Origin of the sequence: Ruegeria sp. HKCCD7251 (assembly GCF_013031165.1) — a bacterium.
In the GTDB taxonomy this organism is placed as follows: domain Bacteria; phylum Pseudomonadota; class Alphaproteobacteria; order Rhodobacterales; family Rhodobacteraceae; genus Ruegeria.
In genome coordinates, this window is record NZ_WPZC01000006.1 from 62,824 (window position 1) to 88,623 (window position 25,800).

General features: G+C 59.2%; 28 protein-coding genes. 9 read left to right on the forward strand and 19 right to left on the reverse strand.

What is annotated here, in order from left to right; all coding sequences use genetic code 11:
• The first annotated feature begins 18 nt into the window (after window positions 1-18).
• Together GOX75_RS14945 and GOX75_RS14950 are read left to right on the forward strand one after the other, a co-directional pair.
• Window positions 19-768: a 4Fe-4S dicluster domain-containing protein gene (locus GOX75_RS14945; RefSeq protein ID WP_171124384.1), complete on the forward strand. Its 750-nt coding sequence runs from the start codon at window positions 19-21 to the stop codon at window positions 766-768.
• Window positions 768-1,640, forward strand: a complete 873-nt coding sequence (locus GOX75_RS14950; protein WP_171124386.1) for a DmsC/YnfH family molybdoenzyme membrane anchor subunit — start codon at window positions 768-770, stop codon at window positions 1,638-1,640. The genes GOX75_RS14945 and GOX75_RS14950 overlap by 1 nt, the downstream gene beginning before the upstream one ends.
• A 98-nt stretch (window positions 1,641-1,738) precedes the next feature.
• Here the strand turns inward: GOX75_RS14950 and dapA are convergent, their stop codons facing one another.
• A complete protein-coding gene (gene dapA, locus GOX75_RS14955; RefSeq protein ID WP_171124388.1) occupies window positions 1,739-2,611 on the reverse strand; it encodes a 4-hydroxy-tetrahydrodipicolinate synthase in 873 nt (290 codons plus the stop codon).
• Between the two features lie 133 nt (window positions 2,612-2,744).
• Here dapA and GOX75_RS14960 point away from each other — a divergent pair, with 133 nt between their 5' ends.
• Window positions 2,745-4,709, forward strand: a complete 1,965-nt coding sequence (locus GOX75_RS14960) for a lytic transglycosylase domain-containing protein (protein ID WP_171124390.1) — start codon at window positions 2,745-2,747, stop codon at window positions 4,707-4,709.
• Here GOX75_RS14960 and GOX75_RS14965 read toward each other — a convergent pair.
• Complete coding sequence (locus GOX75_RS14965) at window positions 4,683-5,552, reverse strand: DMT family transporter (RefSeq protein ID WP_171124392.1); 870 nt, start codon at window positions 5,550-5,552, stop codon at window positions 4,683-4,685. The two genes, GOX75_RS14960 and GOX75_RS14965, sit on opposite strands and share 27 nt — an antisense overlap.
• Window positions 5,549-6,214: a tRNA (5-methylaminomethyl-2-thiouridine)(34)-methyltransferase MnmD gene (gene mnmD / locus GOX75_RS14970; RefSeq protein WP_171124394.1), complete on the reverse strand. Its 666-nt coding sequence runs from the start codon at window positions 6,212-6,214 to the stop codon at window positions 5,549-5,551. Before mnmD ends, GOX75_RS14965 begins: the two co-directional genes overlap by 4 nt.
• A gap of 55 nt (window positions 6,215-6,269) precedes the next feature.
• Here mnmD and GOX75_RS14975 point away from each other — a divergent pair, with 55 nt between their 5' ends.
• The gene (locus GOX75_RS14975) at window positions 6,270-7,304 is read left to right on the forward strand and encodes an FAD-binding oxidoreductase (protein ID WP_171124396.1); all 1,035 of its coding nucleotides are present in this window, start codon (window positions 6,270-6,272) and stop codon (window positions 7,302-7,304) included.
• Here GOX75_RS14975 and GOX75_RS14980 read toward each other — a convergent pair.
• From GOX75_RS14980 to GOX75_RS14995, 4 genes are all read right to left on the reverse strand, one after another.
• The gene (locus GOX75_RS14980; protein WP_171124398.1) at window positions 7,296-8,096 is read right to left on the reverse strand and encodes a MaoC family dehydratase N-terminal domain-containing protein; all 801 of its coding nucleotides are present in this window, start codon (window positions 8,094-8,096) and stop codon (window positions 7,296-7,298) included. The two genes, GOX75_RS14975 and GOX75_RS14980, sit on opposite strands and share 9 nt — an antisense overlap.
• Window positions 8,097-8,142: 46 nt before the next feature.
• On the reverse strand, window positions 8,143-8,688 hold the full coding sequence (locus GOX75_RS14985; RefSeq protein WP_171124399.1) for an NADPH-dependent FMN reductase: 546 nt from the start codon (window positions 8,686-8,688) through the stop codon (window positions 8,143-8,145).
• A gap of 119 nt (window positions 8,689-8,807) precedes the next feature.
• On the reverse strand, window positions 8,808-9,479 hold the full coding sequence (locus GOX75_RS14990; RefSeq protein ID WP_171124401.1) for an OmpA family protein: 672 nt from the start codon (window positions 9,477-9,479) through the stop codon (window positions 8,808-8,810).
• Between the two features lie 118 nt (window positions 9,480-9,597).
• On the reverse strand, window positions 9,598-10,287 hold the full coding sequence (locus GOX75_RS14995) for a YafY family protein (RefSeq protein ID WP_171124403.1): 690 nt from the start codon (window positions 10,285-10,287) through the stop codon (window positions 9,598-9,600).
• A gap of 103 nt (window positions 10,288-10,390) precedes the next feature.
• Here GOX75_RS14995 and GOX75_RS15000 point away from each other — a divergent pair, with 103 nt between their 5' ends.
• Window positions 10,391-10,576, forward strand: a complete 186-nt coding sequence (locus GOX75_RS15000) for a hypothetical protein (RefSeq protein ID WP_171124405.1) — start codon at window positions 10,391-10,393, stop codon at window positions 10,574-10,576.
• A gap of 2 nt (window positions 10,577-10,578) precedes the next feature.
• Here the strand turns inward: GOX75_RS15000 and GOX75_RS15005 are convergent, their stop codons facing one another.
• Entirely contained in the window at window positions 10,579-11,226 is a 648-nt protein-coding gene (locus GOX75_RS15005; protein WP_171124407.1) for an RluA family pseudouridine synthase, read from the reverse strand.
• 97 nt (window positions 11,227-11,323) lie between these two features.
• Here GOX75_RS15005 and GOX75_RS15010 point away from each other — a divergent pair, with 97 nt between their 5' ends.
• Window positions 11,324-11,734, forward strand: a complete 411-nt coding sequence (locus GOX75_RS15010) for a nuclear transport factor 2 family protein (protein WP_171124409.1) — start codon at window positions 11,324-11,326, stop codon at window positions 11,732-11,734.
• 2 nt (window positions 11,735-11,736) lie between these two features.
• Window positions 11,737-12,441, forward strand: a complete 705-nt coding sequence (locus tag GOX75_RS15015) for an SGNH/GDSL hydrolase family protein (RefSeq protein ID WP_254428819.1) — start codon at window positions 11,737-11,739, stop codon at window positions 12,439-12,441.
• Here the strand turns inward: GOX75_RS15015 and rarD are convergent.
• From rarD to GOX75_RS15060, 9 genes are all read right to left on the reverse strand, one after another.
• Window positions 12,432-13,337 (reverse strand): EamA family transporter RarD, encoded by a 906-nt coding sequence (gene rarD / locus GOX75_RS15020; protein ID WP_171124411.1) that lies wholly within the window; start codon window positions 13,335-13,337, stop codon window positions 12,432-12,434. The genes GOX75_RS15015 and rarD overlap by 10 nt on opposite strands.
• A gap of 254 nt (window positions 13,338-13,591) precedes the next feature.
• Window positions 13,592-16,045, reverse strand: a complete 2,454-nt coding sequence (locus tag GOX75_RS15025) for an FAD-dependent oxidoreductase (protein WP_171124412.1) — start codon at window positions 16,043-16,045, stop codon at window positions 13,592-13,594.
• Between the two features lie 89 nt (window positions 16,046-16,134).
• Window positions 16,135-17,079, reverse strand: a complete 945-nt coding sequence (locus GOX75_RS15030) for a GlxA family transcriptional regulator (RefSeq protein ID WP_171124414.1) — start codon at window positions 17,077-17,079, stop codon at window positions 16,135-16,137.
• A 4-nt stretch (window positions 17,080-17,083) separates the two neighbouring features.
• The gene (locus tag GOX75_RS15035; RefSeq protein ID WP_171124416.1) at window positions 17,084-17,977 is read right to left on the reverse strand and encodes a homocysteine S-methyltransferase family protein; all 894 of its coding nucleotides are present in this window, start codon (window positions 17,975-17,977) and stop codon (window positions 17,084-17,086) included.
• Between the two features lie 14 nt (window positions 17,978-17,991).
• The gene (locus tag GOX75_RS15040; RefSeq protein ID WP_171124679.1) at window positions 17,992-19,044 is read right to left on the reverse strand and encodes a zinc-binding dehydrogenase; all 1,053 of its coding nucleotides are present in this window, start codon (window positions 19,042-19,044) and stop codon (window positions 17,992-17,994) included.
• Window positions 19,044-21,491, reverse strand: coding sequence for an FAD-dependent oxidoreductase (locus GOX75_RS15045; RefSeq protein ID WP_171124418.1), 2,448 nt, complete (start codon window positions 21,489-21,491; stop codon window positions 19,044-19,046). Before GOX75_RS15045 ends, GOX75_RS15040 begins: the two co-directional genes overlap by 1 nt.
• A 15-nt stretch (window positions 21,492-21,506) precedes the next feature.
• Entirely contained in the window at window positions 21,507-21,887 is a 381-nt protein-coding gene (locus tag GOX75_RS15050) for a GFA family protein (RefSeq protein ID WP_171124420.1), read from the reverse strand.
• 4 nt (window positions 21,888-21,891) lie between these two features.
• Window positions 21,892-22,515: a LysE family translocator gene (locus GOX75_RS15055; protein WP_171124422.1), complete on the reverse strand. Its 624-nt coding sequence runs from the start codon at window positions 22,513-22,515 to the stop codon at window positions 21,892-21,894.
• Window positions 22,516-23,085 carry an XRE family transcriptional regulator gene (locus GOX75_RS15060; RefSeq protein WP_171124424.1) on the reverse strand — a complete coding sequence of 190 codons (570 nt, stop codon included), beginning with the start codon at window positions 23,083-23,085 and terminating at the stop codon, window positions 22,516-22,518.
• A 57-nt stretch (window positions 23,086-23,142) separates the two neighbouring features.
• Here GOX75_RS15060 and GOX75_RS15065 point away from each other — a divergent pair, with 57 nt between their 5' ends.
• Window positions 23,143-23,475, forward strand: coding sequence for a DUF1294 domain-containing protein (locus GOX75_RS15065; RefSeq protein WP_371808185.1), 333 nt, complete (start codon window positions 23,143-23,145; stop codon window positions 23,473-23,475).
• A 116-nt stretch (window positions 23,476-23,591) separates the two neighbouring features.
• Entirely contained in the window at window positions 23,592-23,981 is a 390-nt protein-coding gene (locus tag GOX75_RS15070; protein ID WP_171124683.1) for an SHOCT domain-containing protein, read from the forward strand.
• Between the two features lie 36 nt (window positions 23,982-24,017).
• Here GOX75_RS15070 and GOX75_RS15075 read toward each other — a convergent pair whose 3' ends face one another.
• Together GOX75_RS15075 and GOX75_RS15080 are read right to left on the reverse strand one after the other, a co-directional pair.
• On the reverse strand, window positions 24,018-24,470 hold the full coding sequence (locus GOX75_RS15075; protein ID WP_171124426.1) for a GAF domain-containing protein: 453 nt from the start codon (window positions 24,468-24,470) through the stop codon (window positions 24,018-24,020).
• Window positions 24,471-24,529: 59 nt separating this feature from the next.
• The gene (locus GOX75_RS15080) at window positions 24,530-25,702 is read right to left on the reverse strand and encodes an acetyl-CoA C-acyltransferase (RefSeq protein ID WP_171124427.1); all 1,173 of its coding nucleotides are present in this window, start codon (window positions 25,700-25,702) and stop codon (window positions 24,530-24,532) included.
• Between the last annotated feature and the right edge of the window lie 98 nt (window positions 25,703-25,800).

Sequence of the window (25,800 nt, forward strand, 5' to 3'; positions counted from 1 at the left end):
CGCAGAGGCAAGGCAACCATGACCCAGCTCCCGCAATCCACCGAGCGCAAAATGGGGCTGGTGATCGATCTCGACACCTGTGTCGGGTGCCATGCCTGCGTAATATCGTGCAAAGGTTGGAACACAGAAAACTATGGCGCTCCCCTTTCGGATCAGGATGCCTATGGCAGCAATCCCTCAGGCACGTTCCTGAACCGAGTTCATTCCTACGAAGTGCAACCCAATCAAGGCCCGGCCCAACTGATCCACTTTCCAAAGTCCTGCCTGCATTGCGAGGACGCCCCATGCGTCACCGTTTGCCCAACCGGGGCCAGTTACAAGCGGGTCGAGGATGGCATCGTGCTGGTCAATGAAAGTGACTGCATCGGATGTGGGCTCTGCGCGTGGTCCTGCCCTTACGGCGCGCGTGAGATGGATATGGCGGAAGGTGTAATGAAGAAATGCACATTGTGTGTTGACCGTATTTACAATGAAAACCTGCCCGAAGTGGACCGAGTTCCATCCTGCGTTCGCACCTGCCCCGCAGGGGCACGGCATTTCGGTGATCTGGGAGACCCCGAAAGCGATGTCAGTAAATTGGTGGCCGAACGCGAAGGAATGGACCTGATGCCCGAGATGGGCACAAAACCCGTGAACAAATACCTGCCACCGCGCCCCAAAGATCAGGTGGAAGACCAGATTGATATTCTCGCGCCCCTGCTGGCTCCGGTCGCCGAAGAACCCAAGGGCTTTATCGGCTGGCTCGACAAAGCTCTGGAGAAGCTCTGATGCATCCAGCGCCTTCCGTCATCATCTTCACCACCCTGTCCGGTCTGGGTTTCGGTCTTCTCTTCTTTCTGGGTCTGGGGATGCCGGACGTCACCGGCTGGGTTGCGTTCGTCTTCTTTATTATCGCCTATGGCCTGTCTGTTGGCGGACTTGTGGCGTCGACCTTCCACCTTGGGCACCCTGAACGCGCCTGGAAGGCCTTCACACAATGGAGGTCCAGTTGGCTTAGTCGTGAAGGTTGGTGCGCTGTCATCGCGCTGACCGTCATGGGCTTTTACGCGATTGGAGCGGTCTTTCTGGGACAAAAGTGGAGCGTGCTTGGGGTCATCGGGTCAGTGTTTTCGCTGGCGACTGTTTTCACGACGTCCATGATCTATACCCAACTCAAGACCATCCCTCGCTGGAACATGAAGCTGACACCGGCTCTGTTTCTGAGTTTCGGTCTGGCTGGCGGGGCTCTGCTTGCAGGTCAAACCCGGCTTGCCGTACCTTTGTTACTTATCGCCGCGACCATTCAAGCCCTTTATTGGTGGCAGGGCGACAAAGCGTTCGCCAAATCTGGAACCAACCTAGGCTCGGCAACGAGTCTGGGGTCGCGCGGGGCAGTTCGGGCTTTTGAGCCACCTCACACGGGGACGAACTATCTATTGCGGGAGTTCGTGCACGTCGTGGGGCGCAAACACGCCGAGAAACTGAGGATCCTTTCGTTTCTGTTGGCTTTCTTCGTACCAGTCGTTCTGCTGTTTTTGCCGTTCAACCACTTTTTTGCGCTGATCGCGGTGGTCTCGCATCTGGCGGGTGTCGCCGTGTCACGCTGGTTGTTTTTCGCGCAGGCCGAGCACGTGGTCGGATTGTATTACGGAAAGAGATAAGGAAGGGGGCCAGCCCCCTTCTTGGTCTTTCAGACCAATTCATCCCCCGGGATATTTTCAGCCAGATGAAGGGCGGACCCCGCCAAGTGTCAGCGGGGCTATAGGAGACCGGCGTGGACCAATGCCGCATCAATCGCAGATTTGGTACCTTCTTCCAGCTCAGTCAGAGGCGAACGGACTTCGGTGCTGCAAAGGCCGAGTTTACTGAGGGCGTATTTCGCGCCCACAAGACCCGGTTCAATAAAGATCGCCTCGTGCAAAGGCATCAGCCGGTCCTGATATTCCAACGCCTTGGCGTAATCACCCTGAAGCGTCGCTTGCTGGAACTCGGCGCAGAGTTTCGGCGCCACGTTTGCTGTTACCGAAATGCAGCCCATGCCCCCATGCGCATTGAAGCCAAGTGCAGTTGCGTCTTCGCCTGACAATTGACAGAAATCTGCGCCGCAGGTGGCGCGCTGCTGGCTGACACGCGCCAGATCGCCGGTGGCGTCCTTAACGCCCACAATGCGCGGCAGTTCCGCCAACTCTCCCATCGTTTCAGGCGTCATGTCGACGACCGAGCGGCCTGGTATATTGTAGATGATGATCGGAATATCTGCGCAGTCGTGCAGCGCCCGGAAATGTGCGATCAGTCCTTTTTGCGTCGGCTTGTTGTAATACGGGGTCACAACCAGCGCGGCGTCAGCGCCAACCTTCTGAGCGAATCGCACAAAACGGATAGCTTCGACCGTATTGTTCGATCCCGCACCCGCGATCACTGGTACACGCCCGGCCGACGCCTTCACGACCTCTGCAACGACGGTTTCGTGCTCATCATGGCTGAGGGTGGGGCTTTCTCCGGTGGTGCCAACGGGAACCAGACCGGTTGACCCTTCCTGAATCTGCCATTCGACCAACCGTTTGAGCGTATCCAGGTCCAACTCGCCGTTAGTGAACGGGGTGACCAGGGCTGGCATCGAGCCTTTGAACATGACACGCTCCTCAGAGTGCAGTTGGCAATTATTGTGCCGCCAGCGATCACAATCTGAGTGATGTGAGTTGATCCCGGCGGCGCAAGGTTTATCCTGAATGGCTCTATCCTTGGTTGGTTAGGAAATGCAAGGCATGACACGCGTTCTGACGCTATTGATGGCAATGATTCTGGGATCATTCGGGCAGGCGCATGCCGACGCAGCAAGCGATCTGCGCGCCGGGCTGGATGAAATGCGCAATGGCGACTGGAATGCCGCTTTGCGTGAGGCAGGCGCGCGGGGATCGGTATCACGCGACATAATCGTCTGGCATTGGCTTCGCGAAGGTTTTGGCAGCTCTGGTGACGTACTGGTCTTTTTGGACCGTCGCCCTGATTGGCCGGGCCTGACATGGCTGCGCCGCAAAAGCGAACCGGCGTTTACCGGGGCAGATCCTGACCGTGTATTGAAGTTCTATGCCGATGTACCGCCGCAAACGGCAGAGGGCGCATTGAACTATGCGGTGGCGCTCAAGGCCAAGGGGCGCCCAGGGGATGCCGAGGCAGATATCGTTGCGGCGTGGCGGACCATGCCGATGGGTAAAGGCCTGCAGAAGGATTACCTTGAAAACTTCGGGAAGCTCCTCAAGCCCCACCATGAGGCCCGGCTGGATCGGATGCTGTGGGATAACCACCTTGTCAGCGCCGGACAGATGCTGCCTTTGGTCGGGTCTGATCATCGTAAGCTGGCCGAAGCCCGGATCGCGCTGCAAAAGCGCCTGCCTGGTGTGGATGGTAAAGTTGCTGCCGTTCCCAAATCGTTGGCAGAGGCGCCGGGGCTGGCGTTTGACCGGTTTGTCTGGCGGGACAAAAAGGAACTGGACGACAGCGCCATTGACCTGATGCTGGCGCGGTCCACCGGCCCCGAGGCTTTGGGCGAGCCGGACAAATGGGCAGAAGGCCGACGTCGCCTGGCGCGGCTGGAGATGCGCGGCGGCGATATCAATCGCGCCTATGACATCGCGGCCAACCATCACATGACGCCTGAAATGGGCTATGGGTATGCCGATCTTGAATGGCTGTCAGGGTTCCTTGCCCTGCGCAAACTGAACGACCCGGCAACAGCCGTGCGTCATTTCCAGAATTTCTCGGACGCCGTTCAGTCGCCTATCTCGAAAGGGCGGGCCGGATATTGGCTTGGGCGGGCTTACGCGGCACAGGGCAATGCGGACAAGGCCTACGAAGCCTATGCCATGGGAGCGGACCATCAGACCTCGTTCTACGGATTGCTGGCGGCTGAACAGATTGGCCGCCCGTTCGATGGTGAATTGGCAAACCCCAGACGCGCGCCACATTGGAAACAGGCCGAATTCGCCGAGTCCAGCGTGCTGGAGGCGGGGTTGTTGCTGCTGCAAGCTGGCGAAGCAAACCTGTCGGAACGGTTCCTGACACATCTGGTGGAGGACCTGGACTCGGTCGAGGCAACCCAACTGGGTGATCTGGTTATCGAATTGAAAGAGCCTCATCTGGCCGTAATGATTGCCAAGCGCGCGGCCAAAACCGGTGTTGTCCTGCCTGCTGCCTATTACCCGGTGCATCCGGTGGCCGATCTGGGCCTGCCGATGGCCAAGGAGATGACGTTGGCCATTGCCCGCCGCGAAAGTGAGTTCGACCCCATTGTCGTCAGTGGGGCAGGTGCCCGAGGTTTGATGCAGGTCATGCCTGCGACCGCGCAACTGGTTGCCAAAAACATGGGCATCCTCAGTGGTCATAAGACGGGCAAGCTGACGTCTGACTGGAAATACAATGCCAAGCTAGGTGCGAATTACCTGTCTGGGCTGGCGGCGGATTTCAACGGCAACGTAGTGATGATGGCCGCCGGATATAATGCCGGGCCGCGCAGACCGATCTCTTGGATGGGTCGGTATGGTGACCCACGCGCAGGTGAGATTGACGTTGTCGACTGGATTGAAACGATCCCGTTCAGCGAGACACGCAACTACGTGATGCGCGTCGCCGAAAGCCTGCCGGTCTACCGCGCCCGTCTGGGTCAACCGGCCCTGCCGATCCCGTTTTCGCAAGAGCTGATTGGCTCAACTCTGGCGGCGTTCGCGCCATAAGGTGAACAGGCCAGCGGCGATGACCAGTCCGGCGCCGATGACAACCGGGGGCCGCAGGGTTTCGCCAAAAACTGAGATTCCCAGAATCGCGCTCCACATCAGGTGGAAATAGGCAAAGGGCTGAACGGCGCTGGCTTCGGCCATTTCATAGCATTTGATCAGCAGCCAATGTCCCAGCACCCCGCTGAGACACAGCAACCCCATCCAGAACCAATCGCGGCTTTCCATAGGTTCCCAGAACCACATGCCGACCGCAGTCATGGCGACCGCTCCGGCGATACCGGTCCAGAAAAAGCTGGTTGCAGTGCTGTCCTGTCGGGCGACATACCGGGTCAGCAACCCATAGACCGCGAACATCAGAGCCGAGATCAGGGGGATCACTGCCAGCGGGTTGAACACGCCCATACCGGGTTGGAGGATAATCAGCACGCCCATGCAGCCGACGCCAATTGCCGTCCATCGCCGCCAGCCCACCTTTTCCCCCAATACCGGACCGCTAAGCGCCGCCACCAATAGCGGATAACAGATGAACACAGCCTGACTTTCAATCAGACCCAGCACGGTAAAGGCATAAACGGCCACGCAAATCTCGCCGGCAAGCAGTACACCGCGCAATATCTGCCATCCCAGTTGGCTAGTCCGCGCCGTCACTCCGATGCCACCCGGGGCGCGAAGGGCCAGTGCCAGGACGAACGCAGCAAAGAACCAATACCGGATCATGACGACCATGTAGGTGTTGTAGGTACCTGCAAGGTGGCGGGACATTCCGTCCTGCAACGCGAACACAACGGTTGCCGCGATCATCAGGGCAATCCCTGCGCGTGTATTGTTTTGCTGCGTCATGATCTGACCGCCCGCGTCATATGGCGTTTGCGGCCATATCCGGGGACGCGAGTGACAGAAAAGCCCGCATCCTCCAATCCGCGGCGAACGAAACCTGCAGCCGTGTAGGTCGCGGCAGTACCGCCGGGGGTCGTATGGTCAGCCACATGCTGCATCAACTCGGCCCCCCACAATTCCGGGTTCTTGGCCGGAGAGAACCCATCCAGAAACCACGCCTCGGCAGACTTGGTCCAATTGGCCAGCGTCTCGCGCGCGTCCCCTTCGATAACCTCCAGCCGCAGCGTACCCAAATCGCACGACCCTCCGCGCCAGTGCTGCAGAAAACGCGTGCTCCAGGGGGTGATTTCGGGAAAAGCCTCCAATGCGCGGGACATATCCGCAGGGTCCATTGGGTAGGCTTCGAAACTGGTAAAGCTCAAAGGTGTTGTTTGTCCGGACTTCTCCCACTCTGACCACGCGGTCAGCATGTTCAGGCCGGTGCCAAACCCAAGTTCAGCAATACGAAATCCCGGCGCGAAGCGCGCGGGCAGGTCGTTGCCGTCAAGAAAGACATGACGCGTCTCAGCCAGCCCGTTTTGCAACGAGTAATACGGGTCGTCGAACCGGTCTGAAACGGGTATTTGATCATCGGTCCAAGTCAGTTCGGCACGCTGGTCTGCCATCGGGGAATCCTGTAGCTAAGCGGCGCGACACTGAACAAGGAAAAGGGGTTTGGCAATGGTCGATTTGACGGTACGCGGCGCGGGTATCTTTGGCCTGTCCATCGCCTGGACCTGTGCCCGACGCGGTGCAAAAGTTCAGGTCGTTGATCCTTTTGGCGCAGGTTCAGGATCAAGTGGCGGATTGGTTGGTGCCCTTGCCCCCCATGTCCCCGAGAACTGGAACGCGAAGAAAGCCTTTCAGTTCGCCAGCCTGATCATGGCCCAACCATTTTGGAAAGGCGTCGAGGAAATCGGCGGGGTTTCAGCGGGTTACGCAAGGCTGGGGCGGCTTCAACCTGTACCTGACGCCAGAACCTTGGAACTGGCTCACGCCCGCGCGGACACGGCAGATGAACTGTGGCAGGGCAAGGCCGAATGGCGTGTCATTGAAACCGAACAACTGGGATCGTGGTGCCCGCCCAGTCCAACTGGATACGTAATCCACGACACGCTCAGCGCCCGGATGCACCCGCGGCGCGCCTGTGCCGCGCTGGTATCGGCGCTGGCCGTCATGGGTGTTGATGTCGTGGCTGAGGCACCGGACAGGGGGCAAGTCGTTCACGCCACCGGGTTGGCTGGACTTCAGGAGCTAAACGACGCATTGGGGAAAGTTGTCGGCAATGGCGTCAAAGGACAGGCCGCATTGTTGCGGTTTGACGCCGGTGAGGTTCCCCAGCTTTTTGCCGATACGGTCCATATTGTCCCGCATGCGGATGGCACGCTGGCCATCGGCTCAACCTCCGAGCGGGAGTATGACGATCCAACCAGCACAGATGCCGCGCTTGAGGACGTGCTGGAGCGCGCCACGCGCGCAGTCCCTGTTCTGCACGGGGCCGAGGTGATCGAACGCTGGGCCGGGGTTCGTCCCCGCAGCAAAAGCCGGGCCCCTATGCTGGGCGCGCATCCTTTGCACAAGGGGCAGTTCCTCGCCAATGGCGGGTTCAAGATCGGCTTTGGAATGGCCCCGAAGGTGGCCGCAGTCATGGCCGATCTGATACTGGACGACCGCGATACGATCCCAGACGATTTCCGGCCCCAAGCGTCACTGTGACCGCGCGGCGGCATCGGCAATCATGCATTGCCGCCCGTCGGGGCCGCGCACCCACATGCTCTGACCGTCCCGGCACAGGGTCGCAGTTTCGGTATGCATCAACGGCGAAGTCGCGCGGAACGAGAACCGTGCAAGCGGACCCATCACATCCTCGGCAAACAACATCAACAACTGGGCCAGCAACGGCCCATGCACGACCAGACCATCGTACCCTTCGACCTGACGCGCATAGTCCAGGTCATAGTGGATACGGTGACCGTTGAATGTCAGCGCCGAGTATCGAAGCAGCAAAGTCGAGTCGAAAGTTACCTCGCGCCGAGCGGTCTCGTCGGTCCGTGCGACCGGCGGCGCAGGGCGTGGTTCATTGCCAGATGGATCGTTGCGGTAAACGAGGTCCTGCCACTCGGTCAGGCAATGCGTTTCATCCTGCCATATCTCGTGGCGCAGCGTGACAAAGGCCAGCGGCCCGGTTCGTCCTGTTTTGGACACAAGATTTTCCCGGACAGAGCGCCGTTCGGCTACCCTGCCCGCAAAAAGGGGCGCATGATACTCTAGCCGTCCACCTGCCCACATCCGGCGAGGCAAACCCAAATCGGGGATCAGGCCACCGCCAACCTTTGGATGACCGTCCCGGCCAAGGCCGTCGGGTGGCTGCGGTGTCCAGAAATAAAGATGGTGGAAAAAGGCAGGCAAGGGTGTGCCTGCCCTAATGGTCCCGCCCTGCCCCAACGCGATCTGAAGCGCGGCGGCGCGGGCCGGGTCCAGAACATCCGTCTGTGTTTCTACCTTCATGGCAAAACATTAGACAGCGGAACAGGCACCGACAAGCGACCTGTGGTTATTGGAAACCAGCCTCGGCCCGCAGCTTTTGCATTAAAGTTTGCAGAGCGCTTTCGTATCTTTCGCTGGTCAGTTTTCCCTGCTCATCGAATTCACTGGAACTGCTGGCCAGATGAATTTCCGGTCCCTGCAAAATACGTGGCTGGAACGGCACCATATAGCCGCGCAGCACCATTTGGGCCCGCTCTCCGCCTGCGCGACCCGCGGCGGCGGACATCACGGCAACGGGTTTGTCGGCCCATGGCTTGCCCTTAGTTCGGCTTACCCAGTCCAGCGCGTTCTTCAACACACCGGATGGACCCTTGTTGTATTCAGGGGTCGAGATGATCACGGCATGCGCCTGTGCGATCTGGTCCGCCAGCAATTGAACCGGCTCGGGGATACCTTCGCCGTCCTCCAGATCACCGTCATAAAGCGGCAGGTTCAGGTCTGCCTCGACGTATGTCCCGGGGTCAAACAGCCGCGCGGCTTCGCGCAGCAACTTACGGTTGGTTGCGCTCTGGCGCAGCGATCCGGACAGGCCAAGCAGGATCGGTTCAGTCATGGTAGGGCTCCGTGATAGTGTCTTTCACTAATTAGCGCGACACCTCTGCGCGCCATAGCCCCCATGACGCGCAGTCAATGTGCAAAAAAGCCAGAGCACCTGATCGCGCCCCGTCAGGTTCAGGTACGCCCGTTTGGAATGATCTCGATATCGACCCGTCGGTTAAGGGCCTTGCCTTCTGGCGTCAGGTTCGAGGCTGCCGGACGGTTCTCACCCAGTCCAATCGTGCTGATCCTTGCACTGTTGACGCCATTGGCCTGCAAAATATCGGCGACAGAACGCGCCCGACGTTCTGACAGGGCCTGATTGTACGACGCCTCGCCGTCACTGTCCGTATGGCCAATGACCTGCACGGTTGAGTTGGGGTAATTGACCAGGTTTTGCCCCACCCGCACCAGATCGGACCGCAGCGCCGGGCGCACGGTCGAACTGTCGGTGTCAAAGGTGATGTCGTTCGGCACGGTGACAATCAGCCGGTCTCCGGCATTGGTTACGGTAATCCCCTGATTGGCCAATTGCTGACGCAGTTCTGCGGCCTGTTTGTCCAGTTGGTTACCGATCAGGCCGCCACCCGCCGCACCAATCGCACCACCAGCCAACGCACCAAGAAGCGGATCAGAGCCATTCGCGATCGCTCCGACACCCGCACCAACCAATCCACCCAGAATCGCACCCTGTTTTGTGTTCTGGTTTGGGTCGGCTGGCAAATTCAGCGTACCGGGGTCCGTGCACGCGCCCAAAAACACTGCCGAGCACAGCCCGGCGGAAACAACAAACTTGGAAATGGTCATGAAATCACCTTCTGCTCTGGTACCCGTTTGCCGGGACCATCTTGTTCAGCGCAGTATATCGCGCCGACGCCGAGCAGGCTCAAGCAACAATCCGGTGATATCGGCAGTTACCCGCCAGTCATTGTTGTGTGGCAGCGTCCCAGCGATTTTGCTCTTGCCATATCGCGCGAAGCGGCGCGCCCTGACCGCAAAAGTGATCATCGATCAGATCACAGGACCAGATGCGGTCGGTCCGAAAATGTCGAAACCCGTTTCTTAACTCGCACCATGCAGCAAGCATCGTGCACTCGATATGATAGATTAGCGCAACTGGGCGCACGGTCCGTTCCGTCCGGACACCAGCAGAATTGACATAGGTAATACGGATCTTGCGCTCGGACCGGATCGCCTCACGGTAGTTCACAACCTGAACGCATCCCTTTTCGGGGTCGTCTGCGGGCGCGCCCCACGGGGCCACTTGCAGCCAATCCGCAGGCGCACGCAGAGCGTCGATTTTGCGACACACCCGATCGGCGGCCTGTTGCAGCGTGCTGTCGCCGGTGCGCGCCAGCATGGACAGACCAACCCACAATGCTTCGACCTCTTCCGCGTCAAAGTTCAGTGGCGGCAGATCATAACCACGGCGCATCAGATACCCGATGCCCGCCTCACCTTCGATTGGGGTGCGCTGCGCCTGCAACGCGGCAATATCGCGATACACCGTCCGAACGGAAACCTCGAGCTTTTCGGCAAGCATCTCGGCGGTGACGGGCGCGTTTGAGGCGCGCAGAATTTGGATGATCTCAAACAAACGGGTCGAACGGCGCATGAAAATCTCCGGCTGAACTGCTGACACTCTAACACAGCCCCCTGACAAGGCGGTGTCAGTAGTGATCGGCAAGGCTGGACCAACACAAAAAAGGATGCCCTCCATGCCAAGCCGAGACAATCATGTTCTGATGACCCTCAAACTGGGTCAATGGTCCGATAAGCACAACCTGCGCGCCTTTGAAATTGAACGCGAAATCGCAGCTAACCGTCAACGCTGCACCGCCAGACGCCGCGCAAGGCGGTTTTCTCTGGGCAATCTCAAGCTGCTCTGGACCAACGCAGTCTGACGTCAGAATTCGGGTGCGGCGCGGAATTTCATAGAAACGCCGCCCTCGGGGTTTTTCAGGCGCAGTTCTTCGGAATGCAGCATAAGGCGCGGATAGTCGCGCGCCGCGCCGTCCGCATAAAACGGGTCGCCCAAAATCGGGTGACCCAAAGCCTGCATGTGGACCCGCAACTGATGGGACCGCCCGGTTTTCGGAAACAGGCGCACACGGGTCGTGTCGCCTTCGTGTTTAACGACCCGCCAATCCGTGACAGCAGGTTTACCAGTCTCATGACACACCTTCTGACGCGGGCGATTGGGCCAATCCACAATCAGCGGCAGATCAATGGTGCCGGTTTTGGGTTCAACCCGACCAAACACACGCGCGACATAGGTTTTGCGCGTCTGGCGCTTCTCGAACTGCATGCTCAGATGCCGTTGGGCGTGCGGGGTCTGCGCGAACACCATCACCCCCGACGTATCCCGATCGAGCCGATGCACCAACAAGGCTTGCGGAAAGGCTGCCTGCACCCGTGTCTGCAGGCAATCGGCAAGATGCTCTCCGCGCCCCGGAACCGACAACAGGCCCGATGGTTTATTCACCACGATCAGTTGCGCATCTTCGTGCAACACGTCCAGAGGTGTTTGGGGTGGATCGTAGGGTTCGCTCATGCGCGCCTGCCTACCGCAGCCCGCTGCCTCCCGCAACGTCGTCCTTGCTTGCGCCGCATAGTTCCGCAACTCTGCCCCTAAAAGCGGAGGAAAATTCATGCACCCCACAATCGAGCGCATGCAAGAGGTTGTTGCCAAAGGTGACGAATCCCAGATTCTAGAACTGCTGGCCGAGGATGTGCGGTTTTCACCCCCAACCTATTTCAGCACATGGACAGGGCGCGCCCCGGTCGCGGCGGTACTGGGCCACGTGGGGCAGGTGTTCACGGATTTTCACTATCGCCGGGTCATGGGCGACGGCAAGGATTGGGCGTTGGAATTTCAGTGCAAGGTCGGCGATTTGGATGCGGTCGGCGTCGATCTGATCACGTTGGATGACGATGGTCTGATACAGGAGTTCGAAGTCGTCATGCGCCCCTACAAAACGATTGGCGCCCTGCGCGAGGCGATGATGGCCCGCGTCATGACCGATCCGCGTTTTCTGGAATACAAAAACGCACTGAGCTGATGATGCCAGTAGCCCCAGACCAGTTGTTGCGGGTGCCGCTGCTGCCAGTTCTGGCCGCACAGGGCCTGTCTGTCCGACGGAGCGCGCAACTTTTGCCCGAACCCATAGGCCCCCGCAGCGGCCGAAATGGTCGGGGGCCCCGACTGCGCCTTTTGATCGCCGGGGACAGCTCGGCCGCCGGTGTAGGCGCCGGCACGCAGGCACAGGCGCTTTCAGGGCATCTGGTTCGGGAACTGTCCCGGCACTACACCGTCGAATGGCAGCTTGAAGCCATGACCGGCCACACCACGCAGGATACACTTAACCGCCTGCAGGTTTTGGACGGTCAATTTGACATGGCAGTCACAGCGCTGGGAGTGAATGATGTCACGCGTGGCATCACACGCAAGAAGTTCGCCGACCAACAAACGCTGTTGATGAACCTTCTTGTCCAGCAGTTTGGCGTTCGTCGCATTGTCGCGACAGCCGTTCCACAAATGGCCCGGTTTCCAGCGCTACCGCAGCCATTAGCCTGGGTTCTGGGCCAGCAGGCCGCCCGGTTGGATCAGGCTTTGCAAGAGGTCACCGCCGGGTTTTCTCAGGCGCGCCATCTAACGCTCAACTTGCCTGACGATCCCGCATTGGCCGCGCCAGACGGCTATCATCCCAGCCCAAAAACTTATGCCATCTGGGCATCCGAAGCCGCGACACTCCTGCGTCAGGCCTGAGCGCGCATCTGCCGGATCATTGGAATCGAGTACACAACCAACGCAGCCCAAATCAGCGGAAACGCAATCATGCGCCCCCTGTCGATCTGCTCGCCGAAAACAGTGATCGCGGTGATGAAGATCATGGTCGGTGCGATGTACTGCAATATGCCCATCGTCGACAGGCGCACCAGCTTTGCCCCGTTTGCATAAACCAGCAGAGGAACGGCCGTCACCACCCCCGCAGCGGCCAACAACAGGGTATCCGAACCCGTTGCCCCAAAATGCCCAGTCCCTTTGGCACCAAGCCACGTTACGTAAACCAATGCCGGAATCAATAGGATCAGAACCTCAAGCAGGAACCCCTGATTTGGGCCGATAGGCAAAGATCGCTTGAAGAATGCGTAGAACCCCCAACTGACCATCAGGCCCAGTGCCGCCCAAGGCAAACTGCCAGCCTGAAGAACTAAGACCAGTACGCCGGCCGCAGCAAGACCAACGGCAATCAATTGCGTTTTGTTAAGTGGCTCCCGCAGTAGAACCGCGCCCAAAGTTATGCTGAACAGCGGGTTGATATAATACCCAAGCGCGGCATCAAGCGCATTTCCGCTGGCAATGGCCCAGATGTAAATCGCCCAGTTCACAGATATCAGCGCCGCAGTCAAACAGGCCATGCCCAACATTTTGGGGTTTTGCAACGCCGCTTTCAGATCAGCGGTTCGCCCAAGCGCGATCAACAACGCACCTGCCACAGGTACCGACCAAATGACCCGATGCGCCACGATCTCAACCGGGCCGATATGCACCAACGCCTTCATGTAAAGTGGAAGAAACCCCCACAAAACATAGGCCGTGACCGCCAGCGCCAACCCTTTAGGCGTGTCGCCATTGTTCGACGGGACTGGGGTGTCTGCCATGGTGAGTCTCCGATTGATCTTGAAGCTCTGTAAGACAAACTCAGAAAAAAGAAATCCGCAAAATCTGTGACGGACACCATCATGGAATCTGATATGTCTCGCCAATTGCGACGGCTCACCTTGCGAGGCTCTGCCTCGCGCTCCGGGATATTTTTGGCCAGATGAAGAGTGGATCTCCTGCTTCATCTGGCCAAAAATATCCCGGGGGAGTCGCGGCTTGCCGCGGCGGGGGCAGAGCCCCCTATTGCCGCGCGTCAGACTTTTACGCGTTCCGATTTTGGATCATACATCGGTTTCAGCGATGCTTCTGCTGTGACTTTCACCCCGCAGACGTCGATCTCATAGCTTGAGGCCAAAACATCGGCAGCCTTTTCACCCGCGCAGGGCACATAGCCCAGACCGATGGCACCACCCAGCGTGTGTCCATAGTTGCCCGAACTCAGATAACCCACATATTCACCGTCCCGCAGGATGGGTTCGTTGTGGAACAGCAGCGGTTCGGGGTCAGTGAGTTTGAACTGAACCAATCGGCTTTGTGGTCCGGTTTCCTTTCGTGCGATCACTGCCTCGCGCCCGATGAAGTCGCAGCCCTTGTCGGTTTTCACAGCAAAGCCCAGCCCGGCATCGACCACGTGATCTTCACAGGTGATGTCGTGGCCGAAATGGCGGAAGCCTTTTTCGATCCGGCACGAGTCCATCATGTGCATCCCACAGAGTTTCAGGTCCATATCCTGCCCGGCCTCAAACAGGATGTCGAAAACATGGCCTGCCATGTCTGAGGAAACATAAATCTCCCACCCCAGTTCACCCACATAGGTGACGCGATGCGCGCGGGCGAGGCCCATGCCGATCTCGATCTGTTGCGCGGTGCCAAACGGATTTGCCGCGTTCGAGAAATCAGCAGGCGAGACCTTTTGCAACAGCTTGCGCGCATTGGGACCCATGACGGCCAGAACACCTTCGCCTGCGGTGACATCCGTGATGACCACGTTGAACGCACCCGCGTGGCGCTGCATCCATGTCTGATCGGCCAAGCGTGTGGCGGCAGGTGTGACGACCAGATAGGTGGTCTCGGACAGGCGGGTGACGGTCACGTCCGCCTCGATCCCACCTGTGCGATTCAGGAATTGAGTGTAGACGATCTTGCCATTGGGTACCGCGTAATCGCCGCCGCCGACATAGTTCATGAACGCCTCGGCCTCCGGCCCTTCAACGCGGATTTTGCCGAAGGAGGACATGTCATACATGCCCACATTCTCGCGCACCGCGCGGTGTTCGGCAGCCGCGTTTTCGAACCAGTTCTGACGTTTCCAGCTGTAGTGGTATTCGCGTTCCTGACCTGCGTTGGCGAACCAGTTGGCCCGTTCCCACCCGGCGAGTTCACCCATGACAGCACCCTGTTCCAGCAGGTGATGGTGGAAGGGCGTACGCCGTACCCCGCGTGCGGTCGCCTTCTGGCGATAGGGATAGTGGTCGGCATAGAGCAGGCCCAGCGTTTCCTTGGAGCGTTCAAACAGATACTGTTTGTTGCCCTGAAACGGCTGCATCCGACCAATATCTACATCGCCCAGGTCAAAGGGTTTTTCTCCGCTGTCCATCCACTCGGCCAGTGCCATACCCGCACCACCGGCGGATTGGATACCGATCGAGTTGAACCCGGCAGCGACCCAAACATTGTCCATCTCGGGCGCGAGACCCAGATGATAGGCATCATCGGGCGTGAAAGATTCCGGCCCGTTGAAGAACGTATGAATTCCCGCCTCGGCCAGCATCGGCATCCGGTTTACCGCCGCCTCTAGGATCGGTTCAAAGTGGTCGAAATCCTCGGGCAGTTGGTCAAATTCGAAACTATCGGGGATTCCATTCATCGCCCAGGGCTTTGCGTTAGGTTCAAAGGCCCCCAGCAGGATTTTACCCGCGTCTTCCTTGTAATAGGCGCATTCATCCGGCACGCGCAGTACCGGCAGTTGGGTCAGACCGTCGATGCCTTCGGTGACGATGTAGAAGTGCTCGCAGGCGTGCAGCGGCACGTTTACGCCTGCCATGCGGCCGACCTGATGCCCCCACATACCCGCGCAGTTCACGACCATATCGCATTCGATATGGCCTTGCGTCATGCCATCATCGCTGACCCATTCCACAGAATTGACCCGCCTCCCCTGCCGAGAAATGCCGGAAACTCTTACCCGTTCCTGAACAATCGCCCCACGTTGGCGCGCACCCTTGGCCAGTGCCAGCGCAATATTGGCGGGATCGGCCTGGCCATCGGTCGGCAACCAGACCCCCCCGGTCACACCATCAAGATTGATATGCCCGTAGCGCTCTTTCACCTCGGTCGGAGACAGCTCTTCGACCGGGACGCCAAAGGCGCGGGCCATTGCGGCGTTCCTGTAAAGCTCTTCCAGACGTTCGTCGGTCAGCGCGACCGAGACCGACCCGACTTGACGCATCCCCGTTGCCACGCCGGTTTCTTCTTCGAGCCCCAGATACAACTCGGCCGAATAGCGCGCCAATTTGGTCATGTTCGACGTTGCGCGCAACTGCCCGATCAGGCCTGCCGCGTGCCATGTTGTGCCGCTGGTCAGTTGCTTGCGCTCCAGCAGGACAACATCGTTCCAGCCCTTTTTTGTCAGGTGATATGCGACCGAGCATCCGATGACGCCGCCGCCGATGATGACCACACGGGCCTTGTTGGGAAGATCAACCATCCTGAAACCTCCGCACTGTCAGGTTTGGGTCAAATTGGCATGGAAGATCGACAATAAATGTGCCAAAAGCGTCACAATATCGGTAATTTTCACCGATGTGCTACGCGCTTTTCGCGGCGCAGAACAAACGGCGTGACGCCGAAAAAGCTTTTGTAGACAGACGAAAATCCGTTCGGGAACCCGCAGGCCAGGCCGATCTCGCGCACGCTCATTGTAGTGTTGAGCAGAAGGTTATTGGCCTTGGCCAACCGCATCTCGCGGTAGAATCCGTTTGGGGTGGTGCCGAAGAAAGTCTTGAACTTGCGCTCAAGCGAACGGTTGGACAGGTGCAGTTCTTCGACGATTTGATGGATCGGCAAGGGGTCTTCGATATTAGCCTGCATCAGCTTGATGCACAGGTCCAGCTTGGCATCCCCGGTGGCGGTCAGGCGCGCGCCGGAAAACGGCTGCATCGAGGAAAAATCGCGGATGTTCTCGTGCAACATGATATCAGCCACGGTCATCTTGGCGGGCCCCGAGATGTGACGGCCGATCACCGACAAAGCCACATCGGTCGTCGCCTCCATCCCCGCACACGTCACTACAGCGCCTTGCTGGGTGGCGATGGACAGCTTGGCCTCGAACCGGGCGCCGCGTTCGCGCAGGAACGAAGCGTTCTCCCAATGGGTCGCCATATCCTCAGTTCCGTGTTCGTCGATGTAACGACTGGCGGCTTCGGCCAGCAGAAACACCTGCGCGCCGCGATAGGTATAGTCGGACACCACGCGACCCAACGACAGGTCAGGGTGATCGGGATCGGTATTGCCAATGACAAACAAGTAATCCGCCTTGGGTTGGGCACTGACGGCCTCGGTCTGGATCATCGCGTCGCTGCTGGAATGGATCGGGCCGCCCTTCAGGGATTTATACGCATAGGTAAAAGGCGGATGTGGGCAGACGCGGTTGGCCAGACGCAGCACCTCGACCAGCGACGCCAGTTCCAGCAGCACATAGCCGGGGGCGACGAGGATATCGAAATGCTGCTGTGTCGCCATCGCCCTACACGATCCTGTGTCGGGCGGCGTGCAGCGCGTGGGCCAATGCCTCGATATGATCAGGGCCGACCTCGCAGCAGCCGCCGACAATGGTGGCCCCGTGCTCGACCCAAGACATTGCGAAATCGGCATAGGCTTCGGGGGTCAGGTCATGACGTTCTTCCAGCGCATCAACGGTGGGGGCGTCCTCCAGAAATTCTTGCGTGATGCCGGTGAAGCCATTGGCATAGGCCCCATACGGGCGGCCCATCGTTTCAAGGATCGTCAGCGCGGGCATCACTGATTCCGGGCGGGTGCAATTGATCAGCACCGCTTGCGGCTTACAGCGATCCACCAGCGGCGCGACCTGCGCCAGATGCTCGCCCGAGCGCAGGCGGGTGCCGTCAGTGTCCATCACCGACAGCGCCAGCCAGACGGGTTTAGTCGCGCTTTCCGTGCCGCGCAGCGCGCCTTCGGCCTCTTGCAGCGAGGACACGGTTTCGAGCAGGAACAGGTCCACCCGATCGTTCATCAGACCGACCAGCTCGGCATATTTCAGCGCCGCCTCTTCAACATCGGGTTTCAGGTCGGGCCGGTACGAGGCCAGCAGAGGCCCCAGCGCCCCGGCGATCCGCCCACGCGACGCAGGTCGCGCGCCTTCCGCCTGCGTCAACGCCGTGTCGATCAGGGCCGGCAGTTGATCCTCGATCCCTTCGCGTACCAGACGCGAGCGGTGGATAGCGTAGGTGTTCGTAGTCGCCACGGTCGCGCCGCGTCGAAAGTAATCTGCATGGACCTGCCCCACTAATTCGGGCTGATCCATCATCACCCGCGTCGACCACAAAGGTGTAGGCTTTTCGCCGCCACGTTTGACCAACTCCTGCCCAATCGAGCCGTCCAACAGAGTGATATCCGCCATTTCCATACCTTTCCTCAGGGAATGAGAACCAGTTTTCCCGCAAACGCCTTGGACTGAAAGTCTGCCTGCGCTTTGGCAATGTCTCTTAGCGGATAGGTTTTCGAGATCAATGGTTTTACCCGGCCGGCGTTCATCAGTTCGACCAATCGGCCGAAAACCTCGAACGCCTGATGGGTGCAGCCGTGAATGGCGATGTCGCGCAAATAGATATCGCGCAGGTCGGCCTGAACGATAGGTCCGGCGATAGCTCCCGAGACGGCATACTGCCCGCCGGGCTTCAGTGACAGGATCAGATCGGGCCATGCGGGACCGCCGACCACGTCAATCACCACATCGAACATGTCTTTCGGCAAAGGCGCGCCTCGGTCGAACGTATCAATCGCGCCTTGATCCCTCACCACCTCGGCCTTGGCAGGACTGGTGACGCCCCACACGGTCGCCCCGCGCAGCCGGGCCAGTTGTACGGCGGCCAGACCAACCCCACCCGAGGCTCCGGTGATCAGAACCTTGTGCCCGGCAGTCACGCCTGCGCGGGTCAGCAGGTTTTCCGCCGTGCCAAAAGCGCAGGGGACGGCAGCGATTTCGACATCTGACAGGGGTGAGGCCGACACATCGTACAGATCAGACGCCTCGACCAGACAATATTGCGCGAAGGCCCCGTCAATCTCGGACCCCAAAGCGATGAAGCCAGTCGGGTTGCCGGGGCGTGGGCGCGGTAGGTTGATCGGGCAGGTTACGCGCTGGCCTTTGGTGAAACCCGTGCCCGGCGCGGCCTGTTCAACTATGCCGCACAGATCGCCGCCCTGAATGCGTGGGAAGTACAGCGCGCCTCCCCAGCCGCCCGCGTCGACCTCCTGATCCACCGCATCTGTCGCACCGGTCACATCCGAGGAATACCAACCGACGCGCGTGTTGATATCGGTGTTGTTCACCCCGGCGGCGGCAACCCGAACCAGCACTTGACCGGGTCCGGGTTGTGGCACCGGGATATCCGCGCGCCATTCAAGCGCCTCTGGTCCACCATGGTGGGTCAGATAGACGCCTTGCATGACGTTTGGCACAGCCATCAGGCCCGAAGCCGTTCGTTGGCTGGATCCCAAAGCGGTTGGTCCTCTTGTACCACGGCGGGGTATTTTCGACCGTAGATTTCAACCTCCAGCGCCGTGCCCGGATTTGCCAGTTCCGACTTGATCATGCCCAGTGCGATAGACTTGCCCACGCGGTAACCCCATGCGCCGGACGTTGTCTCACCCACGATCTGATCGCCTTGCCAGATGCAGGACATGTAGGGCGCGTCGCAGTCACCGGCCTCGACCGTCAGAGTCACAAATGACTTCTTCACCCCCTGCTGCTTTTCGTTCAGGATCGCGGCCTTGCCGGGGAAATCCTGCGGCTTGTCCAGTTTGACGAAGCGCCCCAACCCGCCTTCCAGCAGCGAGTAATCGGTCGACAGATCGCCCTTCCATGCGCGGTAGCCTTTCTCGATCCGCAGCGAGTTCAGCGCATACATGCCAAACGGCGTGGCTCCAGCCTCAAGGATCGCATCATAGATCGCGGGCATGTCGTCGTTCAGGGCGTGAATCTCCCACCCCAGTTCGCCCGCGAAGGATACGCGGATCAGATAGGCAGGTTTTCCGGCCACCGTGGCAGCCTGATGGGTCAACCAGCCCAGCGACAGGTCGGCATCGGTCACCCCCGACAGAATGTCCCGGGACTTCGGCCCGGTGACGATCAGCGTGTCGCGTGTCGTGGTGACATCCTCGACACTGATACCAGAGGGCATCGCATTCACCAGAATGTCCCGGTCATGCCATTGCGCGGTGGCGGCTGTGATCATGACGAACTCATCTTCACCCAAGCGCAAGCAGGACATCTCGGTCAGGATGCGGCCCCGGTCGTCGGCGATATAGACCAGATTGATCCGGCCCACCTTAGGCAGACCACCCGTCACCAGCCCGCGCAGCGCCTCGGCCGCGCCTTCGCCTTTGACCATGAAGCGCGAGAAACCCGGCAAGTCCAGCACGCCGCAATGGTCGCGGACGGCCTCGCATTCTTCTTTGATCCGCTGCTCCCACGGGCCGGATCGGCCCCATGTATGCGTCGCGTCCAGCGAGGTGTCGTCGCCCGGCTTGGCGAACCAATTGGCGCGTTCCCAGCCGTTATAGGCACCCATAACCCCGCCCAGTTCCTTGATCTTGTCATGAACCGGAGACAGCTTCTTGTCGCGCGCCGCAGGCCATTCGTGATGCGGGAAATGCATGGCGTATTCGTTGCCGTAGACCTCCATACCCTTCTGGTTGCAGTAGTCCTGATCGGTGTAGTCGGTGTAACGACGCGGATCGACGGCCCACATATCCCATTCGGTCGCGCCATCGACGATCCATTCGGCCAGCACCTTGCCAGCGCCACCACCCTGCGCGATACCGAAGGTGAATGTGTGCGCCTCGAACGCATTTCGAACACCGGGCATCGGCCCGATCAGCGGCAGCCCGTCGGGCGCATAGGGGATCGGTCCGTTGATCACCCGACCCACGCCCGAGGTTGCCATCAACGGCACCCGCTCCATCGCGTCGGTGACGATGTCCTCGATCCGGTCCAGATCGTCGTTCCACAGTTGGAAACTGAAATCCTCGGGCATCGGATCGTCTTCGCTCATCCAATGACCCTTGCAGTTGGGCTCATACGGGCCAAGGTTGAAGCCGTTCTTTTCCTGCCGCAGATAGTACGAGATATCCACGTCGCGCAGCAGCGGCAGCTTGCCGCCGTTTTCCTTCGACCACGCCTCGATTTCCGGGATTTCGTCGGTCAGCAGGTACTGATGGCTCATGACCATGGCAGGCACGGTGCGCCCACCAAAGGGTTTGAACCATTCGCCCACGCGCTGCGCATAGTACCCGGCGGCATTAACCACGTAATCACAGGCAATATCGCCCTTGTCGGTGTGAACGGTCCACGTGCCGTCGTCGTGCTGAGTCACGCCAGTCGCCGGACAGAAGCGGATGATCTTTTGTCCCAAATCCCGCGCGCCTTTAGCCAGCGCCTGCGTCAGCTGCGCCGGGTCGATGTCGCCGTCGGTGGGGTCGTACAGCACACCCTCAAGATCATGGGTTTCAAGGAAAGGATAGCGCTCTTTGGCCTCTTCCGCGGTCCACATCTCCATCGGGATGCCCTGATAGCGACCCATGGACATGGCACGCTCGAACTCCTGCATCCGTTCTTTGCTATGCGCCAGACGGATTGAGCCCGAGACGTGGTAGTTCATCGGGTAATCGACCTCGTCCGCCAGCCGCGAATACAGCTCGGTCGAATAGCGCTGCATGTTCATGATCGCCCACGAGGTCGAAAAGGTCGGCACGTTCCCCGCCGCGTGCCAAGTCGAGCCCGCCGTCAGCTCATTCTTTTCCAGCAGAACGCAGTCAGTCCAGCCCTTCTTGGCCAGATGATACAGCGCCGAACAGCCGACAACGCCACCGCCGATAACGACCACACGGGCCTTGGTTGGAAAATCACTCATGGTCTTGATCCTCTGTCAGTGTGCCCGCTGGGGCAGATCGTCTTGGATGTCGTAATAATCGCCCTTGTCAGCGACAAAGATTTGCCGAGCGAGTTTCAAGCCAGTGGGCTCGTCCAGAGACCCCATTGAAACCGCAATCGTGTCCTCGTCATTGTGCTGCCAGAACAGGAACGAGCCACAGGCGCTGCAAAAACCGCGCTTGGCGATATCCGAGGCGCGATACCAACCCAGTGTATCGCTGGCGGTAAAGCTGAGGTTGTCCTGATGCGTGACGGTTGAGGCCCAAAGATGCCCCGACTGCCTGCGGCATTGACCGCAGTGGCAGGCATTTGGCGGCGTGAGATCTCCGACAATTTTGAACGCAACCTTGCCGCAAAGGCAGGAACCGGTGTGCATGTCTTTACCCCCTTGGTGCTGGCGTTGAGCTGGTGCCCAGCAGCACGCCGTAAATGATGAAACAGGTCGCCATTACGCGGCGGACCCAGATGTTGAACACAGCCCCCAAGGCCGCTTTGCCCATCAGCGCACCCAACAGGGTGAACCCGGTATAGCTGAGTGTTGTGATGATCAGTGCGGTCGGCATGATCACCCCCATCTGCTGCCAGACTGGCACGTCCGGCTGCACGAACTGAGAAAACGCTGCCAGATACCCGGCCACGCTTTTGGGGTTGATCGTCGCCACCGCCAACGCATGCAGATAGACATGGCGCGCTGGCCGCTCGGACGCAGGCGCAGGCTTGCTGGCATTGATCCAACCGCGGATGCCCATCCAGATCAGGAACCCCGCGCCGATCAGCTTGGCGATGAAAAACCCTGTGGGAGAGGCCGCAATCAGCGCCGTTATGCCCAGCGCCGAAAGGATCAGAAACGCGCTGGCCTGCGTCAGGATCGCCAACACCCCCAGCATTGCCTTGGGAAACGGCAGGCTCATCCCGTTCGAGATACAATTCACCGCGTTTGGCCCCGGAGTAGTCACGAACACCACCCAAAACAGCGCGAATATGGTCCAGGCTTCGAAGCTCATTCAATACACCGGTGGCGCGATGACCCAGACGGTCACGGCGGGCTCATCATAAGGGTTGGCCCATTGGTAGGGTTCATGTTTGATGCGGAAACTGTCCCCCGGCCCGACCGAGAACTGCCGTCCTCCAATCATCAAGTCTAGACGGCCGGACACCACATAGCCGACCTCTTGCGTCGGACGATCGGCGGGGGTCTGCATTTGGGATCGGGGTTCGAACGTGGAATGCACCATTTCGAAATCATCGGTCAGATCAGGTGACAGCAATTCCTCGATCAAACCTTCCTCACCCGATCCCATAGGACGGCGTGAACCAGCGCGCACAATATACCCCTGTTCGTCCGCTGGTGCGGCTGAATGTGCGAACAACATCGACATCGGCACACCAAGACACTCGGCGATCTGGCGCAGGTCCGAGATCGACGGCTCGGACTTGTCCCTTTCGACCTGGCTGAGCCATCCAACCGAACGCTCCAGACGCGCCGCGATCTCGGTCAGGGTCAGACCCCGCGCTTTGCGCAATGCCCGGATATCCGCGCCAAGAGTCGACCTGTTTGGGGCTTGGCTGTTCACGTGGTGCTCCGGTTGTTCGTGAAAATTTTAGTGACTTTTTCACGATGACCTGAGTCGGTGAAATTTCCAAGCATTTTTTCACTTGGGTGTCTGACGGGGATTGTTTATTCGTCGGATATGTGGATTGCAGTTGCGTATCTTTGGGTCATTAACCTGCTGACCCTGCTGACATTTGGATGGGACAAACTGCGCGCCAAACGTCGCAAAACCCGCGTGCCCGAGGCCAAACTGCTATGGCTCGCCGTGATCGGCGGGGCACCGGGCGCGGTTTTGGGACGCTGGATTTTCCAACACAAAACCCGCAAGCGACGGTTTTCAATTTACCTCTATCTGGTGCTCGGTCTGCAGGGTGCTGTTCTGTACTTTCTGGCCACCCACTTCCCACCCTGACACACGCGAACTTTCAATCAAAAATTATCCGCAGCCAAAGAGGAAACTGTCTGCTACACTGACGTAGTTACTGAATTCCTGAAATAATCTTATATTGGCAAAGGGTTGGAAGAGACATGGAAAATGGCATCGGGTTTTTCGACATAGTGTGGTCGATTTTCTGGCTATTCCTGATGGTAGCCTGGTTCTGGGTAATGATTTCGGTGGTGGCCGATGTGTTCCGCTCAAAAGACCTGAGCGGTTTCGGCAAGGCCGCATGGATCGCGTTTGTTATCCTTGTTCCCTGGCTTGGGGTTCTGTCCTATCTGATCGCACGAGGCGAAAAGATGCATGAACACAATGTCGAGGCGATGAACAAAATCGAAGAAGCACAGAAGGATTATATCCGATCCGTCGCGACGGTATCCACCGCGGACGAGTTGGAGCGTCTTGCCGCCTTAAAGGAAAAGGGCGTTCTGACAGACGAAGAATTCGCAGCCCAAAAAGCCAAGATCCTCAGCGCGTAACAAATAATGCTCCGGCCAGTGCCGCACTTGCCGGAGTTAACTCGCGAAAACGGAACTTAGAATTGCACCAAGCGCATCCGCGTCCTGCTGCGTGAATGCGTCCGGTTGATCGCTGTCGATGTCAAACACGGCAATGATGTCGCCTGACGCGTTTCGCACCGGCAAGACCAGTTCTGACCGCGTGGTCGATGCACAGGCGATATGGCCGGGAAAAGCGTCCACGTCGGGCACAAGCTGCACCTCGCCCGTGCGCGCGGCGGCGCCACAGACTCCCCGCTCGAACGGGATAACCAGACATCCGTGACCGCCCTGATACGGGCCGATCTTCAAAACATCCGGTTCTGTCACGCGGTAAAACCCGGTCCAGTCGAACCGGTCGTCGGAATGATGCACCTCGCACGCGACGGTTGCCATAAGCGCGACCGCGTCAGTTTCCCCTTCGGTCAGGGCTGAGATGGTTTTCGCCAGCAGGTCGTAATCAACGGTCATCTTGGATTGTCCGGCATAGGTCGTCTTGCTACGCCACCTATGCCGAAACCGCCCATGGGTCAAACACGTTCGATCGCGATCGCGGTGCCTTCTCCGCCACCGATGCAGATCGCCGCGACACCCCGTTTCAGGTTGCGCTTTTCCAACGCATTCAAAAGCGTCACTATAATGCGCGCGCCCGAAGCGCCGATCGGGTGCCCCAATGCACAGGCCCCGCCATTTACGTTCACTTTGTCACGCGGCAAGCCCATTTCATGCATGAATGCCATCGGCACAACAGCAAAGGCTTCATTCACCTCCCACAGATCGACGTCATCCTTGGACCATCCGATCCTAGACAGCAATTTCTGGGCGGCGGGGACAGGTGCGGTTGTGAACAACCCCGGCGCCTGAGCATGGCTGGCATGGCCCAGAATTCGCGCACGTACGGTCAGCCCCTGATCTTTGGCCGCATCCTCGGACGCCAACACAAGCGCAGCCGCGCCATCCGAGATCGAGGATGAGTTGGCTGCCGTCACGGTCCCATCTTTGCGGAATGCAGGTTTCAGTGTGGGTATCTTCTCGGGTCGGGCAGATTGCGGCTGTTCGTCCGCGGCGTGCTGCACCTCACCCTTGCGGGTCGGGACAACGACCGGAGTGATCTCGTCCGAAAACGCCCCGCTTTCCTGTGCAGCCAGAGCATTGGACAGGGACCGCAGCGCATATTCATCCTGCGCTTCGCGGGTGAACTGGTAGGCTTCCGCACAATCCTCGGCAAAGGTGCCCATCAGCCGACCCTTGTCGTAGGCATCCTCCAATCCATCAAGGAACATGTGGTCAACCACCTGCCCGTGCCCGATCCGGGCCCCGCCGCGCATTTTCGGCAGCAGATAAGGGGCGTTGGTCATGCTCTCCATCCCACCCGCGACCATCGTGTCCGCGTGTCCCAGCGCGATCTGGTCGAATGCCATCATCGCAGCCTTCATGCCAGAGCCGCACATCTTGTTCAGCGTTGTGGCGGGGACGTCTTCGCCCAGACCCGCCGCAAACCCGGCCTGCCGCGCCGGTGCCTGCCCCTGACCAGCGGGCAGAACGCAACCCATCAGAACCTCGTCTACCGTCTGGGTTCCGGCCCCTTGCAACGCAGCGCGAATGGCAGTGCCCCCCAAATCGGCCGCTGGCACACCGTCAAACACGCCCTGAAATCCGCCCATGGGTGTCCGGGCCGCGCCTGCAATAACAACATGATTCATCGGGGTGCTCCTCCTGTTTTCCGGAATGATGGATACCGAATGGTAAGAATTGCCGTCTAGCGTATTTCTACGATTGAATTTCAGTTTAAAGGATCATC